Raw genomic sequence first — 16,832 nt, forward strand, 5'->3', positions numbered from 1 at the left:
TTACTCTGCGCTTTTTTTAGTGTAGAGCTCAATGCTATTTTGACTATTTGCGGTTAGTAACGAAATCGCCAGCTTGTCATTACTCGCATTGATATGCGTTATATAGTGTAAGGGCCGCATTTTCATTGCTAGATCAACATCTTGTATGTTTGCCAAGTCAATACTATAAATTTCATTATTTGTGGCAATATATAAGCTGTGATGGTTGCTTGTCATAGTGATAATTGAAGGCTTTAGCTCGATTAGTTTGTCAGGAGTTATCAGCTCACTATAAGTATTGCTGTCACTATCTAAAAGCAAATATTTTCCGTATTTAGAATGGACGATTAGCTGATTATCATCATACCAAGCAATTGCCAATGGGGTGTCGATGGTGCTTTTGACAACCTGATCGCTGTTGGTGTGCAAAATCATTAGTTGGTTTTGCTGGTTACTAAGCTCGGTAAAAATTACTGCAATTTTATTACCTCTGACTGCTGCTAGTTTGCTGTTTCCTGGTAGTGTCCAGTGTTTAACTTCTGAAAAGTCATTGGCATTTAATAAGCTTAGCTTTTGATTGCTTTTATTAAAACTCACCAGCTGACTGCTGTCGTTATTTGCAGAAATAATGGTGGTATCTTCACCAATTTTGTCGGTTATATCTATATATTGGTTGTTTTTTCTGAGCCAGTGCTGTCGTTTATAGTATTCAAGATCAGCGAAGTAGACATCATTATTAGTTAGGGCGACCAAATCACCTTCATGCTTATTAGCTGTGGCAATATAGCTCATTTGTTTTGATTTTATGTCAAATATAGCCGCATCACTGTCGTGTAAATCAGTGCTGATCAGTACACTTTGTTTATTAAGTGGGTAAGCGTAATTTGCTCGTTTTACTGGGGCTTTAATGGCTTGTCCCCGACTCATGGTATCAAATGAAAATGATTCAATTGTTAATTTACCGCGGTTATACCAAACAAGCGAGTTAGTTTGTTTATCATAAGTTGCAGCCCAAGCTCGGTATTCGTTGGTGGTTAAAAGTTTGAGTGAGCTACCGTCTAAATTCGCTATATAAATTTCTGCTTGGCCAACATTGTGGCGTTCAAAAATAACACGGTTGGGGTTTTTAAGTGTTGTTAAAATATAATCGCCAGTGCCAGTAATATTAGGTGATGTAATGCGAATTTCTTCACCGGTCTTTAAGTCTTGCGCATACAGAGCAGATAGGTGAGTTAAGCCACGGTAATTATTACGTCTTGTAATTGCCGTATTACCAATTTCAATGTACTGATCTGGTGTGATATTTAATATAGATTGATTTGTAACTGGCTTTAGTAATACTTCATTTGATAGCAAATTGCTTGCTTGCCAAGCACTACAATCATTGAAGTCACTGTTTTCACATGAACTATAAAATAGCCGCTCGCCATCTTCAGACCAGCCCTGTAAAAAGACAGCGCCAGATGTAATTGAGTACTCTTTTTTTGTCGTTAAGTCGACAACATAAATATGTTGATTGTCATTTTGCAGCACATAGGCAAGCTGCGTTTTGTCGTGATTTAGCAATAATTGATAGTGAGTGCCCTTATGCCATGAAATCGTTTCGGCTTGCAGGTCTAAAAATGGCGCTTCGTTTTGTGCTTCATCATTTACTTTAGGTTGCTGTAAGAACAACCAAATAGCCGCAATCAATAAACCAAGCGCTAAGGCCGCAAAAGACCATGGCCAGCGTGAAGAATGCGCTTTTTGCACGTTAAGGGGAGTTGTATTAACTGGAGTTTCAGCTTCTTTATGTTCTGTGTTTTTATCTTCTGTTATTTGTGGGTCTGAAATGGGGGTGGGCTCAAGAGGCTTAACTTTAATAAATAGGCTATAACCTTTGCGGTAATGGGTTTTAATAGTTTGCCCGGGCTGCTTTTCTGATTTGAGAGTTTTTCTTAGTTCAGAGATGGCACGGTTAATCGCATTGTCATCAACAAAACTTTGTTGCCAAATATTCTCAACCAGCTCTTGGCGAGTGATAATGCGATCATTATGCTCAATAAAGAAACACAGCAATTTAAACAATAAAGGTTCTAGTTCACGCTTATGAGTGCCATCGCTGATGGTTTGCTGCTGAGTGTTAAATTGCCACTCACCCACATAAATAACGGTATCGCGTAAGGGTGAAAATGCCGACCCCATGTTTAGTCCTTTAACTAAAAAATATTAATTTTGATAGGGAAGATAATAACAGCTTTTGTTCTTGATTTGGGTCTTTTTGTTTTATATTTGTAAATTAAAGGCTGTTTTTTGCAACATATAGCCAAGCTTGGTTGTTACATTGGAATGTTTCTGCGATTCGTTGATAATCATCTACTTCGTAAGCATCAGCCTGATTGAGCTCACGTTTAGTGATTAAATAAATAGTGCCATTAACAATATCACTTTGTTTGCCTGTTTTGATTAACGCCGGGTGAAAACGTTGACCACTACTTTTTAGCACGGCTTCGTCGGTGATTCCGACTTCACCAATGACATACCCAGTTAGCGTAGCAGGTTGACCTTCGAGCAAACGCCCAAAGGTATCAAGCTGAACCTGCGGGTACTGTAATGTACCGTAAGAAAATAGCTTTTCCATATTAGTCCAGCAGCGGGAAGTTGGTAGCAATGGTTGACCCAGTGCTTTTAGCGACCCAACCTTCGGTATTATTGAATAAGCGAATTGCTGTGAACTCAGGGTCGCTGCCCATATCAAACCAATGTGGTGTGAGTTCTGGTACTGAAATTAGGTCGCCTTGTTGACACAGCACTTGATACACTTTATCGCCTAGGTGTAAGCAGAATAAGCCTTGGCCTTTCACAAAAAAACGAACTTCATCTTCGCTATGTGTATGTTCAAATAAGAACTTACTGCGTAGTTCGCTGGCATTTGGACTTCCCTTAGCAAGCGAAATAACGTCCACTGTTTGATAACCCCCTTCAGCCTTAAGGCGCTCTATATCGTTAGCATAGGCAGTTAAAATAGCGTCATGGCTGGTATCTTGGTCAATCTGTGCTGTTGCTTGCCATTGCTCAAAGCGAACGCCAACCGCATTCAGCTCACTGGCAATAGCGCTTAAGTCTTCACTATGAAACAGTATGTTGCTTGCGTTGTTATCGTTATAAATAGTTAATTGACTCATGCTAACAGCTCCGCGCTAAAATCCGAAAAGTCGTTGATATATGGGTGAGCGTCACTTACCGCTTGGCTCATCGCGAACAAGGTGCAAAGTGCCAAGACCAGCAGCTTTGGCAGCATCAAGCTCTGCCACCACATCGCTTAAGAACAACACTTCGGCAGCGTCAAATGGTAGCTCTGCAATAATATTCTCATAAGAGCTTTGCTGTTGTTTTGCACCGACTTTAGTGTCGAAGTAATCACTAAATAAAGGTCTAACATCACCATAATCAGAAAACTCAAAAATCAGGTGCTGCGCTTTCACAGAGCCCGAAGAGTAGACATATAAACTTTTACCAGCTTGTTTTTGGGCTTGTAAAAAGTCATAAGCATCTGGGTAAAGGTGGCCAGTAAAGTCACCATTTTCGTAGCCTATTTGCCAAATTAACCCTTGTAACTGCTTAAGTGGGGTAATTTTTTGATTCTGTTTCAATCCAATGAATTAAATGTTTAATGACCGTGTCGATATCGGCTTCGGGTTGTTCAATATGTGCCTTAACAGCCTCAATTTGGGCTGCTACTTCTGGGTCGCTTTGATGTGACTTTACAAACTCAGGTAATTGCCCAGCTGCGTAGGGAAATAATACATCTTTAACAAATGAGATGCGGGTAATTGTGCCTTCAATATCGGTTAAAATCGCTTTGATCATGACTGAACTCCAGCTTGAATACCTTCTAGTTTTAAGCGCTCCAGTTCACAGCTAAATAGAAACTCTAATCCTTCTAAATGGCGAAGTACTTCTTTGATATCTCGACCAACGACATATAAACCATGACCACGAATTAATACAGCATGCTCAATAGGCGTGTGAAGGTGATGATCACTGACTAGTAAGCTTAAACGGTCAATGTCTTGGTCATTATCAAAAATGGGAATAGTTAAGGTATCTAAGTGCGATTTGATACCGCTTAAAGATTTTTGCATTTCGTAGCCATGCAAATTGATAGCGTGGCCTTTGATCACACGAGATAACACGGTTGCCGCAACAGAATGAGTGTGCAAAACAAATTTAGCTGATGGGATAAGCTTATACATATTCAAATGTAGCTCAGTTTCAGCTGATGGATTGCCAGAGCCCTTAGTACGATTGCCTTCATGATCAAATTCAATAAATGCATGAGTGCCGAGTTGACCTTTATCGAAACCACTTGCTGTGACGACATAACCGCTTGCAGTGCGGGCTGAAAAGTTACCACCAGTAGCAGGGACCCAGCCACGTTGGCTTACCCATTTACCAGCTTCAATTAGTTCTGAAATAGCGGTATTGTTATGCATATATTCCTCGACATTCTAAAAGTTATTTAGACGGCTATACATCTGTTTTAAGCAATGATAGCATCGCTTCGGGCGCAAAACCATCTTTAAGGAACCTCTGTGTTTGAAAGTAAATTGCCGAATTTAGGCACCAGTATTTTTAGTCAAATGACCGCTCTAGCAAATAAGCACCAAGCGCTTAATTTATCTCAGGGTTTTCCTGAATTTGATGCACCAGAATTACTAAAAAAACAGCTCAATCATTATGTACTTGAGGGAGCAAATCAATATGCGCCTTCAAGTGGGGTTGCAAAGCTACAACAGCAAATAGCAGCTTTGATTGCTAGAAAATACCATAACAACATAAATTACGAGCAACAAGTTACCGTCACCTCAGGGGCAACAGAGGCATTATTCGTAGCAATTCAAGCGCTTGTTAAAGAGGGTGATGAAGTTGTGGTATTTGACCCCGCGTATGACTCGTACCAACCGGCAATTGAACTTGCAGGCGGTCGTTCAGTTCATGTTGCTTTGCATGCGCCAGACTACAAAATCGATTGGCAAGCCGTAGCTGATGCTATTACAGAAAAAACACGTGTCATCATCATCAACACGCCACATAACCCAAGCGGTAAAATTTTTAAAACAGAAGATATTAACGCCCTTAAAGCGCTTGTTACTAAGCATGATTTATATGTAATTAGTGATGAAGTGTATGAGCACATTACCTTTGATGGTGCTTTGCATTTAAGTGCGCTGATCGACCCTGAGTTATTTGCACGCAGTTTTGTGATCTCAAGCTTTGGTAAAACCTTTCACAGCACCGGCTGGAAGATGGGTTACTGTGTAGCACCCGCTCAGCTCATGGTGGAGTTTCGTAAAATTCACCAATATGTGACCTTTTCAAGCTTTACGCCTGCTCAGCATGCATTAGCCGATATGCTTGAGTTAGAGCCTGAGCATGTTGATGAGCTAAGTCATTTTTATCAACAAAAACGCGACTTGCTCATCGAAGCGTTAGCGCAAAGCCGTTTTAAAATATTACCAAGTGAAGGTACCTACTTTTTACTACTCGATTACAGTGATGTGTCTGATCTTGATGATGTTGAGTTTTGCCATTGGTTGGTTGAGCAAGCGGGTGTTGCAGCTGTACCACTCAGTGTGTTTTATAACAGTGCAAGCAGCGACAAAGTGATTCGTTTATGTTTTGCTAAAAATGATGACACATTAAAATGTGCCGCGGAGATTTTATGCCAACTTTAACCTTAGCTTTAGTGCAGTCATCACTGCATTGGCTTGATAAAAGCGCTAACCTTGCGCACTTTACTGAGCAGCTTAACAGTTTAAACGAGCAAGTTGATTTAATTGTCTTGCCAGAAACATTTGCCACGGGTTTTGCGATTAATCTAGATTGCAGCGAACCAGAACAAGGCGAGGTACTTAGCTGGTTAAAAGCCACAGCTAAGCAAAAAAATGCTGTGGTTGCAGGCTCTGTTTTAGTTGCAAAAGACGACAAAAAGGCTAATCGCTTTTATTGGGTTTGGCCAAATGGCGAAGTGAAGTATTACGACAAACGCCATTTATTCTGTTTAGGTAACGAAGGCAATTTCGTCGCAGCAGGCGAGCATCGCGAGGTATTCGCTATCAATGATTTTCGCATTTTGCCGCAAGTGTGTTACGACTTACGCTTTCCTGTATTTCAGCGTAATTGCAACGACTACGATGTGATGATCAACGTAGCTAATTGGCCAGCAGCTCGTCGCCATGTCTGGGATACCCTGCTAAAAGCACGCGCAATGGAAAACCTGTGTTATGTCGTGGGTGTCAATCGCATTGGTGCTGATGGTAATAATATTGCCCACAGTGGTGGAACTGCCGTTTATGATTTTAAAGGTGACACCTTGGCTAAGCTCGAAGATGGCCAATCGGGTATCATTATTCAGCGCTTAGAAAAATCACCGCTTGATGACTTTCGAAGAGCGTTTCCTGCTCACTTAGATGCTGATCAATTTCAGTTACTGTAATTGCTCGAAGCCGCATACTCAAAAATTTGTTAAACTCATGGTTGGATTATTTACTTTAAGCAATCATGAGTCGCAAAATCACCCCCGTTATTCTTGCTGGTGGCATAGGTTCTCGTTTATGGCCTTTGTCGCGTAAAGCGATGCCTAAGCAGTTTTTGTCTTTGCTTAGCGAAAAATCACTGTTACAGAGCACGCTTTTACGAGTGGCTGACTCACGATTTAATGCACCAATTCTAGTGTGCAATGAAGAGCATCGCTTTATCGCTAAAGCGCAAATTGCAGAAATCACAGATAGCTATACTTTATTGCTTGAACCTGAAGGTAAAAATACCGCCCCCGCGATTGCCCTAGCCGCTGAATTTGCACTGCAAAATGGTCTAACTGATCCCTTGTTGGTGATGCCTGCTGATCATCATATCAGTGATTTTGATAAACTTATTGCCTGCTTAGATAATGCGATAGCGCTTTGTCAGCAACAACAATTAGTAACCTTTGCCATTACTCCCACTGAGCCACATACCGGCTATGGTTATATTCGCCAAGGTGAACAGTTAGCTCATAAAGGCTGTTTTAAGGTGGCTGACTTCAAAGAAAAACCAGCTCTGCAATTAGCCGAAAAATACCTTGCCAGTGGTGAGTATGGCTGGAATAGTGGCATGTTTTTATTTTTGCCAGATGTGTACTTGAGTGAGCTTAATCGTTTTGCGCCAAAGATTGCTGACAGTGTCGCAAAAGCGGCTAGCTTCACCGCAGATTTAGGGTTTCAACGGCCTGTTGCGGGTGCGCTCACAGCATGCCCAAGTGATTCTATTGATTATGCTATTTTGGAGCGTAGCGCTAACGTTGCTGTTATACCTGTTGACTTAAATTGGAGCGATGTTGGCAGCTTTTCTGCATTATCGAAAATCGCAGAAAAAGACCATCATGGCAACTATTTAGCCTCACAAGGAGTGAGTTTAGATAGCGAAAATAATCTACTGATCAGCGAGGCTGACCACACTATTGCGGCGCTCGGCGTGAGTAATCAAGCAATTATACATACTCATGATGCCACCTTAGTGGCAGACAAAAGTGCGCTCGATAAGCTTCCTGATTTACTTAAACAGCTTGCTGTTGTTGATAGCGATAAACTAACCCACCATCAAGCCGTATTCAGACCTTGGGGCAACTATCGAACTTTAATTGAAAGCACTGGCTTTAAAGTAAAGAAAATAATCGTAAACAGCGGCGCAAAGCTCTCAACTCAACGCCATCAGCACCGTGCAGAACATTGGGTCGTCGTATTTGGAGTGGCAAGCGTGCGAGTAGGTGATGATGAATTTGAATTATCCGCCGACCAATCTTGTTACATCGCGGCTAAGCAGCTACACAGCCTTGCTAATCAACAATACACGCCACTAATCGTTATCGAAGTACAAACCGGAGCGATACTTGATGAAACTGACATCGAGCGATTTGATGATAGGTATGGGAGGGGATAGCTGGAAGCTTTAAGCTTATCGAAAAGGAGGCTTTTTAACAGAGCTTATTTGATTCATAAGTTGGATTTTTGCCGCTTACTGCTAATGCTTCTAAACTTACAGCTGCTGTATCACTTCAACTGTTTTAGTTTATGGTCTATCACAGGATCATCGGGTGAGAGTTGCTGAGCCACTTCTAAGACCTTAATTGCATCGTTTGGGTGCTCATCTTGATGTTTGATTGCAACATCAATCAGCGGTTGCACATCAATCGCATCTTTTTGCTCTTGCATGTGCTCGGCTTTTTCTTCAGCTAAAATTGTATGCGCGGTGCTTAGTAAGGCTAAACGATGTGGCGAACTCTTGTTTGCCTTATTTAGGCGACGATAATAGTCTTCTTTAAAGCGTAGCGTTTTGGTTTGCTGGCGGAATTGGGCGATATCAACTTGCTGGTGGCTTATAAAATCAACAGCAACATCTTTATAAAAGCCAAACTTATTTAAATATGTTGCATGAACACTATGACCATACCAAACACGCGTAAGTGGGTGAGTTGTGGGTAACGTTTAGCATGAGCTCGGTCGATACGATTAGTTGGGTCGTAAATAATATAACCCTTTGCATGGCCTAAATCTAAATCGTGGTAGTCACCGTTCCAATCGAATTTTTGCGCGATGTCAGTGCTTGAACGGTCATCCCATGGTGCTTTTTCTTTGTTTTTTGTGCTAACAGGGTGAAAGAGTAAAACTTTATCAAGCTTTAATAGATTGGCAAAGGCGCCAACGGCAAAGCCTCCTCGGCTCAAACCATAACCTAACCGCTCTTTGAATCCGCCAATCAGTGGTGCTAGCTGCTCAATGAAAAACAACAGATTGCGGTGCCTAAACCAGTTGCTAATGCCTAAATGTTGAAAGGCGATAATATTCACATCTTGCTTTTTCGCGAGCTTATAAGCCCAAGGCGAAAAATCATCATTAATATCATGTTCTTGATAATTTGTTCCAGCAGGAGAGAAGGTAATTAGCAGGGGCTTATTGGCATCAATGATATGGTATTTTACATAAACATCGCCGAGCAAATCACCGCCAGTCATAGGTACAAGGCTTTGTTGCTCATCGCGTGGGAGGTTGGTCCATTCCTCTAACCAATACAGTAATTTCATACATCCCCCTTAGTACCTCTAAAATAAAGGGGCGAAATTATAGCAAAAATAGCAGCTCATTAAAAATGGCCGCTACTTTATATGCTTAGCCCTCGCTCATTGCGATGATCTGTTGCCAGTCATGTTCAGTTACAGGCATTACTGACAAACGGCCGCCTTTTTTAAGAGCGATTTCGGTAATTGACTCATTGGCTTTAATCGCCTGCAGGCTAACTAGCTTTTTAAGGTGTGCTTGATATTGCACATCGACCACAAACCAGCGCGGGTTATCAGCAGTTGCTTTAGCATCGTAGTAATCGCTATTTAAATCAAACTGTGTTGGGTCGGCATAAGCTTCGCGAGTCACCGTAGCGATACCTGCAACACCCACCTGTTTACAACTTGAATGATAAATCATTACCAAGTCACCGTGCTTGATACCATCGCGAAGAAAGTTGCGGGCTTGATAATTACGCACGCCATCCCACATAGAGGTTTGCTCAGGTGCGTTTTTTAGATCATCAATTGAAAATGCATCGGGTTCGGTTTTAAAAAGCCAATAAGCCATAATGAGGTGCTCTTACAAAGATTTACTTCCAATTAGTCTATAGTATCATTAAACGCTTGTCGGGATTGAGGATAAATAAATGAGCCAAGTATTAGATGACCTACTGTCATTAATGTCGTTAGAAGAGATTGAGCAAGGCTTGTATCGCGGGCAAAGCCAAGATTTAGGATTTAGAGCTGTATTCGGTGGCCAAGTAATGGACCAAGCTCTATCTGCCGCAAAAGAAACATTACCACAAGGGCGTATTGTTCACTCTTTACACTCTTACTTTTTGCGCCCTGGTGATGCTGCAAAGCCGATTGTCTATGATGTAGAAAATATCCGTGATGGTAAAAGTTTTAGTACTCGCCGTGTAAAAGCAATTCAATATGGTAAGCCGATTTTTTACATGACCGCTTCTTTCCAAGGTGAAGAAGAGGGCTTATCACATCAAGCGCAGATGCCTGATGTACCACAGCCTGAAGAATTAAAGTCATCGCTTGAATTTTACCAAGCAAATGCAGAGCTTATTCCTGAACCAATTCGAAATAAGTTCATCCGTGAAGTGCCAATTGAAATGCGTCCTGTGACCTTTCATAACCCATTCAAACCACAAGTGATGGAGCCAGTTAAGCATATTTGGTTTAAAGCTAATGGTGAGATGCCTGACGATCAGCGCATTCATAATTACTTACTTGCGTACGCATCTGACTTTGAATTTTTACCAACTGCATTACAGCCGCACGGCGTATCGTTTATGCAGCCGAATATGCAGGTTGCGACGATTGACCATGCGATGTGGTTTCACCGCCCGTTTAGACTAGACGATTGGATTTTATATTCGATTGATAGCCCAAGTGCGAGCTCTGGTCGTGGTTTGGTGCGAGGTCAGTTCTTTGACCGTCAAGGCAATTTAGTTGCCTCAACGATCCAAGAAGGGGTCATGCGTCAGCGTTAATCTTTTGTGTGCTGAGCTTGGCTTTGCACTATATCGTCAATTGACTGCCAGACCCGTGCTGGCAGCAATGCTTTAAGGTATAAATACACCTCACACAGTTCATTGCTACCCGTTAAGCCTTGCTCTGTTTCGGTAATTAGCTTTTGCTCTCGCAAGCTTGAAATAAAACCAATAAGTACTTTTTTGTCGAAGAACTCAGGGGTTTTAATGCCGTGCAAGGTACCTAAGCGCTCAGCTAACACTTGGCTTTCGTGTTCAAGTTCTTCACGCTCAATACCACTGCTAGTTTGAATAAAGCCAACCACGATAGCGTAGCGTTGTAGTGTTAAACTTAGGGCACGACCGAGCATTTCGAGTTTCGCTAAGCAGTCGTTGCTGTTAGTGATTCTTGATATTATCGCCATCAATTTCAATCAGGTCTTGATCAACGAAGCTTGCAAGTACGCGAGTAATGTAGTTTTCATCTAGCTCGTGTAAGAACCACTCTTTGGCAAACAGTGGGTAAAAACGTGCAATTAAGGCTTGGCAATCAGCCATGGTAGTTTGATGTGCTTTGAATAAATGCAGCGCCAATAAGCTCGGTACTGCAAATAAGTGCAACACGTTATTACGGTAGTAGTTGAACAGTGTTTTTTCTTTATCGTTAATTGCGATAATTTCGCCAAACTCGTCACTGATCACATCAAACTTATTAAGTTTAAGTGCATGCTCTAATAGCTGCTCGGCGCTTTCGTCTGGTGTGGTCACCTTTTCGCTGTAGCTTGCGCTACGCTGTAAATGTAAATAAAACTCAAGCTGAGCAATCAGCTTAGGTTTACTTAACGCGTGCTTATCATTTACCAGTAAAATCATCGCAAGTAGATTCACTGCATTAAGTGCAGCGGCGCTATTAATATTAACCATTACCTTATCAGCGAGGTTAGCGACTTGTGGTCCAAGCCATTGTGGTTTCTGAACATCAGTTGGGTGAATCGACTCTCGCCAATCAGGTTGTTGATCATTGAGGTATTGGTTTATCGATATAGGGTCGCCAAAGTTTAAATAACCACGTCCGTAGTTTTTAAGGTTTTTAATTGCCTTAAAGATACCTAATACCGACTCACCTTTTTTATCGTTACCGGCAAGCTCTTTTAAGTAAGTATTAATTTCCATTACGTGCTCATAACCAATGTATACAGGCACAATCGAAATAGGGCGATCAATGCCGCGTAACATGGCTTGTAATGTCATAGCGAGCATACCTGTTTTTGGCGGTAACAAGCGACCAGTACGGCTACGACCACCTTCAGTGTAAAACTTTACTGAATAGCCTTTGATGAATAACTGGCTCAGGTACTCTTTAAATACTGACGAATACAGTTTATTGCCCGCGAATGAGCGGCGAATAAAGAAAGCACCACTGCGACGGAAAATCCCCCCTGCTGGGAAGAAGTTTAAGTTGATACCGGCAGCGATATGCGGCGGAACTAAGCCTAAATGGTAAATAGAATAGGTCAGCAATAAGTAATCCATATGCGAGCGGTGGCATGGCATATAAATAATCTCGTGGCCTTTATCAGTGAGCTCATGCACCTGTTCAGAAAACTTAATATCAATCCCGTTATAAAGCTTATTCCACAGCCACGTTAAAATACGGTCTGCAACACGAATGGTGGCATCGCTATAATTGGCGGCAATCTCATCAAGTAGCTTCAGCGCATTTTGACGCGCTTGCTCTTGACTGATGTTTTTTTCTTTCGCTTCTATTTGAATTGCTTTTTTTATTGTTGGTGAGGCAAGTAGCGAATTAAATAACTGCTCACGTGATGGCATTTTCGGGCCTGTCGCTGCCAATTTTTGGCGACGAAAGTGCACGCGGGCTACACGTAAAAGCTTATGTGGTAGTTCATCAACCTCAGCTTTTTCATTGACCAATAAAGATAAATCGAGTGGCTGACTAAAGCGAATAAAGTTATCGCGCCCAGAAAATAGCAACACAAAGAACTTACGAAACCAGCTGGGTGTTAATGAATGAGACACCAAAGTACCTAAACCTGGCTTTTCTTTACCCGGATTACGACCCCATAAAATCGTCACTGGGATCACTTGGACGTTTTTCTCACCTGATTGCATCAGGTGGTCAATAATTTGTTTGCCTTGCTGCAGGGCATTGCTTGGTTTGCTTTTGTTACCAAATAGCGGTGGTGGGTTTTGAATACCGATAAAGCGATCAAGTTCTGCATTACCTAATAACTGCTCTTCGGTCGGGTTAGGTAAGCCGTATTTTTTACATACCCTTGCCAGTGCTGCTAAATCAGAGCGTGCATTTAGCCTAACAATATAAAAAGTAGGGTTGGCTGGGTTTAGATTGTATTGTTCAATCGGATTTTCTGGCAGCACCTTACTTTTTACAAACAAGCGGTTCATACCGGCAGAAATGAAATTTAAACAACGATTAATGATACGCATCAACTCACCAAAGTTATTAGTAGATATTAAATTGACCGAGTCTGGTCAAAAATAAGCGGCATAGAATAACAATTATTAACTGGACTGACCATTTAAAAGCGATTTTCTAGCCTCTTTACTCGCACAAGTATAATTTAAAGACGCTAATGTTATTGATAAAGTTCGAAAATTAAACAAAATTTAATTTAGACCTTTGAGATTTTCAAAATAGTTGTTGCATTTATCACCAATCTATCTATAATACGCAGGCTTTCAAAATTCCCTCGGGAACTTGGAAGGAAAGATTAAGCTTGGATTTCAAGCTAATAAACAGGAATTCCGATTTGGAATTCAACGTAGATATAAGAAAGCAGCCGACATCTTAGTTATTAAGATTGTTTCGGTCGTTTTTTTATGCTCTTTTTAAATGCTCTTTATATTGAGGTTTAAGAATGTCAAATCAACGCATTCGTATTCGCCTAAAAGCTTTTGACCACCGTTTGATTGACCAATCAACGGCGGAAATCGTGGAAACTGCGAAACGCACTGGCGCACAAGTACGTGGTCCAATCCCACTACCTACACGCTTTGAACGTTTTACTGTACTAACTTCACCGCACGTTAACAAAGACGCGCGTGATCAGTACGAAATCCGCACCCATAAACGTCTGATCGACATCGTAGAACCAACTGACAAGACTGTTGACGCTCTTATGCGTTTAGATCTTGCTGCTGGTGTTGATGTTCAAATCAGCCTGGGTTAATCGGAAGATTAGAGAGGTTTTAGGAAAATGGCATTAGGTCTAGTCGGTCGTAAAGTGGGTATGACACGTATCTTCACTGAAGATGGTGTATCTATCCCTGTGACAGTTATCGAAGCGACACCTAACCGCATTGCTCAGATCAAATCTGAAGCAACTGACGGTTATAACGCGCTTCAAGTAACCGCAGGCACTAAAAAAGCAAGCCGTGTAAACAAAGCAGCAGCGGGTCACTTCGCTAAAGCTGGTGTTGAAGCGGGTCGCGGTCTGTGGGAATTCCGCCTAAATGGTGGTGAAGGCGATTTTGAAGTAGGCGCTGAGCTTACTGTTGAATTATTCAACGAAATCAACAAAGTTGACGTAACCGGTACTTCTAAAGGTAAAGGTTTCCAAGGTGGTGTTAAGCGCTGGAACTTCAGCATGCAAGACGCTACTCACGGTAACTCTCTATCTCACCGTGCTCCTGGTTCAATCGGTCAAAACCAATCACCTGGTAAGGTGTTTAAAGGTAAGAAAATGGCCGGTCACATGGGTGCTGAGCGTGTAACGACTCAAAACTTAGAACTAGTTCGCGTTGACGCTGAGCGTAACTTGCTTTTAGTTAAAGGTGCAGTACCTGGCGCTATCGGCGGTGACGTTATCGTTAAACCAGCTGTTAAAGCATAAGTCCTGGAGATTTAGTGATGGAATTAGCAATTAAAGACGCTTCTGGCGCTCTTGAAGTTTCTGAAGCTACTTTTGGACGTGAGTTTAACGAAGCATTAGTACACCAAGTAGTTGTTGCTTACGCAGCAGGTGCTCGTCAAGGTACTCGTGCTCAGAAGACACGTTCTGAAGTTAGCGGTGGTGGTAAAAAACCATGGTCTCAAAAAGGTACTGGCCGTGCACGTGCTGGTACAATTCGTAGCCCAATTTGGCGTTCAGGTGGCGTTAGCTTCGCAGCTAAACCACAAGATCACAGCCAAAAAGTAAACCGTAAAATGTACCGCGGTGCGATCAAAAGCATCTTATCTGAATTAGTTCGTCAAGAGCGTTTAATCGTTGTTGAACAGTTTGGTCTTGAAGCACCAAAAACTAAAGAACTAGTTGCTAAGCTTAAAGAACTTGAGCTTAAAGATGTTCTAATCGTGACTGAAGAAGTAGATGAGAATCTTTTCTTATCGGCACGTAACCTATACAAGGTTGACACGCGTGATGTAGCTGGTATCGATCCTGTAAGCCTAATCGCTTTCGATAAGGTACTTATTACAGCTGCTGCTGTTAAGCAACTTGAGGAGGCGCTAGCATGATCCGTGAAGAACGTCTTTTAAAAGTGATCCTTGCTCCACACATCTCTGAGAAAAGCACTATCGCTGCTGAAGAGAACAACACGATTGTTTTCAAAGTAGCTTCTGATGCAACTAAAGCTGAAATCAAAGCTGCAGCAGAAAAGCTTTTTGAAGTAGAAGTAACTGGTGTTCGCACACTAAACGTTAAGGGTAAAACAAAACGTACTGGCATGCGTTTCGGTCGTCGTTCAGACTGGAAGAAAGCTTACGTTACTCTTAAAGAAGGTAGCGAGCTAGACTTTGTCGGCGGCGCCGAGTAATAAGGGGAGTTAGAATTATGGCACTTCAAAAGTGTAAACCAACTTCTGCGGGTCGTCGTCACCTGGTTAAAGTGGTTAACCCAGATCTACATAAGGGTAAACCTTACGCACCACTACTAGAGAAAAACTCTAAGTCTGGTGGTCGTAATAACAAAGGTCGTATCACGGTTCGTCACATCGGTGGTGGTCATAAGCATCATTACCGTGTAATCGACTTTAAACGCACTAAAGATGGCATTCCAGCTGTTGTTCAGCGTCTAGAGTATGATCCAAACCGTAGCGCAAACATCGCTCTTGTATTATATGCAGACGGTGAGCGTCGTTACATTATTGCACCTAAAGGCTTAAAAGCTGGTGATTCAATCCAATCTGGTATTGATGCACCAATCAAAGCTGGTAACACGTTACCAATGCGAAACATGCCTGTAGGTTCGACTGTTCACAACGTAGAATTAAAACCAGGTAAAGGCGCGCAAATCGCACGTTCTGCTGGTGCATACGTTCAAATCCTTGCTCGTGAAGGTCAATACGTAACTCTACGTCTTCGTTCTGGCGAAGTTCGTAAAGTTCCAGCTGACTGTCGCGCAACACTTGGTGAAGTAGGTAATGCTGAGCATATGCTTCGTTCACTAGGTAAAGCTGGTGCAAATCGCTGGCGTGGTATCCGTCCGACAGTTCGTGGTGTTGCCATGAACCCGGTAGATCACCCGCACGGTGGTGGTGAAGGTCGTACATCTGGTGGTCGTCATCCTGTGTCTCCATGGGGTAAACCGACTAAAGGTGCTAAGACACGTAAGAACAAGCGTACTGATAAATTTATCGTACGTCGTCGTACTAAATAATAGTTGAGGAATAGCCATGCCACGTTCTCTCAAGAAAGGTCCTTTTATTGACCTACACTTGCTGAAGAAGGTAGAGAAAGCGTTGGAAAGCGGTGACAAGAAGCCAATTAAAACTTGGAGCCGTCGTTCAATGATCATACCTAACATGATCGGATTGACCATCGCTGTCCATAATGGTCGTCAGCACGTTCCTGTGTTCATCACAGACGAAATGATCGGTCACAAACTAGGTGAATTTGCACCAACTCGTACTTACCGCGGTCACGCTGCGGATAAGAAAGCGAAGAAACGTTAAGAGGGGAATGATAAATGCAAGCATTAGCTAAACATAAATTCGCCTCTGGTTCGGCGCAAAAAGCACGTCTAGTTGCAGATCAGATCCGCGGACTTCCGGTTGATCGCGCTCTAGAAATCCTGGCGTACAGCCCTAAAAAAGCGGCTGTATTAGTTAAAAAAGTACTTGAGTCTGCTATTGCTAACGCAGAGCATAACGAAGGTGCTGACATTGATGAGCTTCGTGTAACTACGATCTTTGTGGACGATGGTCCAACAATGAAGCGTATTATGCCACGTGCTAAAGGACGCGCAGACCGCATCCTTAAGCGTACAAGCCACATCACTGTTGTGGTTTCAGATAGCTAGGAGTATAAG

General features: G+C 42.2%; 16 protein-coding genes and 3 pseudogenes. 11 read left to right on the plus strand and 8 right to left on the minus strand.

The genetic code is table 11. The features are described from left to right. The 5 genes and pseudogenes from ACRWSG_RS09860 to ACRWSG_RS09880 all read right to left on the minus strand — a co-directional run bounded on the left by ACRWSG_RS09860 (nt 1) and on the right by ACRWSG_RS09880 (nt 4,454). The gene (locus tag ACRWSG_RS09860; protein WP_462166182.1) at nt 1–2,163 is read right to left on the minus strand and encodes a winged helix-turn-helix domain-containing protein; all 2,163 of its coding nucleotides are present in this window, start codon (nt 2,161–2,163) and stop codon (nt 1–3) included. Nucleotides 2,164–2,257: 94 nt separating this feature from the next. Further along, on the minus strand, nt 2,258–2,599 hold the full coding sequence (locus tag ACRWSG_RS09865) for a gamma-glutamylcyclotransferase family protein (RefSeq protein ID WP_462166183.1): 342 nt from the start codon (nt 2,597–2,599) through the stop codon (nt 2,258–2,260). Between the two features lies 1 nt (nt 2,600). Then, complete coding sequence (locus ACRWSG_RS09870; protein WP_054552357.1) at nt 2,601–3,143, minus strand: 1,2-dihydroxy-3-keto-5-methylthiopentene dioxygenase; 543 nt, start codon at nt 3,141–3,143, stop codon at nt 2,601–2,603. Next, nucleotides 3,140–3,828: pseudogene (mtnC, locus tag ACRWSG_RS09875) on the minus strand (acireductone synthase). The gene ACRWSG_RS09870 and the pseudogene mtnC overlap by 4 nt, the downstream one beginning before the upstream one ends. Further along, on the minus strand, nt 3,825–4,454 hold the full coding sequence (locus tag ACRWSG_RS09880; RefSeq protein ID WP_138618486.1) for a methylthioribulose 1-phosphate dehydratase: 630 nt from the start codon (nt 4,452–4,454) through the stop codon (nt 3,825–3,827). The pseudogene mtnC and the gene ACRWSG_RS09880 overlap by 4 nt, the downstream one beginning before the upstream one ends. Nucleotides 4,455–4,553: 99 nt before the next feature. On the opposite strand from ACRWSG_RS09880, the gene ACRWSG_RS09885 reads away from it, so the two are divergent. The 3 genes from ACRWSG_RS09885 to ACRWSG_RS09895 all read left to right on the plus strand — a co-directional run bounded on the left by ACRWSG_RS09885 (nt 4,554) and on the right by ACRWSG_RS09895 (nt 7,938). Beyond that, entirely contained in the window at nt 4,554–5,696 is a 1,143-nt protein-coding gene (locus ACRWSG_RS09885) for a methionine aminotransferase (protein WP_462166184.1), read from the plus strand. Beyond that, nucleotides 5,684–6,457, plus strand: coding sequence for an amidohydrolase (locus ACRWSG_RS09890; protein WP_462166185.1), 774 nt, complete (start codon nt 5,684–5,686; stop codon nt 6,455–6,457). Before ACRWSG_RS09885 ends, ACRWSG_RS09890 begins: the two co-directional genes overlap by 13 nt. Before the next feature lie 65 nt (nt 6,458–6,522). Next, nucleotides 6,523–7,938 carry a mannose-1-phosphate guanylyltransferase/mannose-6-phosphate isomerase gene (locus ACRWSG_RS09895; protein ID WP_171041477.1) on the plus strand — a complete coding sequence of 472 codons (1,416 nt, stop codon included), beginning with the start codon at nt 6,523–6,525 and terminating at the stop codon, nt 7,936–7,938. Between the two features lie 110 nt (nt 7,939–8,048). On the opposite strand, the pseudogene ACRWSG_RS09900 reads toward ACRWSG_RS09895, so the two are convergent. Next, nucleotides 8,049–9,079, minus strand: a pseudogene (locus ACRWSG_RS09900) (cytosolic protein). Between the two features lie 85 nt (nt 9,080–9,164). Beyond that, on the minus strand, nt 9,165–9,626 hold the full coding sequence (locus tag ACRWSG_RS09905) for an EVE domain-containing protein (protein ID WP_194442451.1): 462 nt from the start codon (nt 9,624–9,626) through the stop codon (nt 9,165–9,167). A gap of 79 nt (nt 9,627–9,705) precedes the next feature. Between ACRWSG_RS09905 and tesB the strand changes: the two genes are divergently transcribed. Beyond that, the gene (gene tesB, locus ACRWSG_RS09910; RefSeq protein ID WP_462166186.1) at nt 9,706–10,563 is read left to right on the plus strand and encodes an acyl-CoA thioesterase II; all 858 of its coding nucleotides are present in this window, start codon (nt 9,706–9,708) and stop codon (nt 10,561–10,563) included. Here the strand turns inward: tesB and plsB are convergent. After that, nucleotides 10,560–13,011: pseudogene (gene plsB, locus ACRWSG_RS09915) on the minus strand (glycerol-3-phosphate 1-O-acyltransferase PlsB). The gene tesB and the pseudogene plsB overlap by 4 nt on opposite strands. A gap of 431 nt (nt 13,012–13,442) precedes the next feature. On the opposite strand from plsB, the gene rpsJ reads away from it, so the two are divergent. From rpsJ to rplV, 7 genes are read left to right on the plus strand one after another with little or no spacing between them, the layout of a single operon-like run. Continuing rightward, entirely contained in the window at nt 13,443–13,754 is a 312-nt protein-coding gene (rpsJ, locus tag ACRWSG_RS09920) for a 30S ribosomal protein S10 (RefSeq protein ID WP_002957900.1), read from the plus strand. 27 nt (nt 13,755–13,781) lie between these two features. Then, a complete protein-coding gene (gene rplC, locus ACRWSG_RS09925; RefSeq protein ID WP_036974218.1) occupies nt 13,782–14,417 on the plus strand; it encodes a 50S ribosomal protein L3 in 636 nt (211 codons plus the stop codon). Between the two features lie 17 nt (nt 14,418–14,434). Further along, a complete protein-coding gene (rplD, locus tag ACRWSG_RS09930; RefSeq protein ID WP_062568199.1) occupies nt 14,435–15,040 on the plus strand; it encodes a 50S ribosomal protein L4 in 606 nt (201 codons plus the stop codon). Next, entirely contained in the window at nt 15,037–15,339 is a 303-nt protein-coding gene (gene rplW, locus ACRWSG_RS09935) for a 50S ribosomal protein L23 (protein ID WP_054552368.1), read from the plus strand. Before rplD ends, rplW begins: the two co-directional genes overlap by 4 nt. A gap of 17 nt (nt 15,340–15,356) precedes the next feature. Next, entirely contained in the window at nt 15,357–16,181 is an 825-nt protein-coding gene (rplB, locus tag ACRWSG_RS09940; RefSeq protein ID WP_462166187.1) for a 50S ribosomal protein L2, read from the plus strand. A gap of 16 nt (nt 16,182–16,197) precedes the next feature. After that, complete coding sequence (gene rpsS / locus ACRWSG_RS09945; RefSeq protein WP_010376377.1) at nt 16,198–16,476, plus strand: 30S ribosomal protein S19; 279 nt, start codon at nt 16,198–16,200, stop codon at nt 16,474–16,476. Nucleotides 16,477–16,490: 14 nt separating this feature from the next. Next, a complete protein-coding gene (gene rplV, locus ACRWSG_RS09950) occupies nt 16,491–16,823 on the plus strand; it encodes a 50S ribosomal protein L22 (RefSeq protein ID WP_004588690.1) in 333 nt (110 codons plus the stop codon). The last annotated feature ends 9 nt before the right edge of the window (nt 16,824–16,832 follow it).

This window comes from Pseudoalteromonas sp. GB43 (assembly GCF_054923805.1).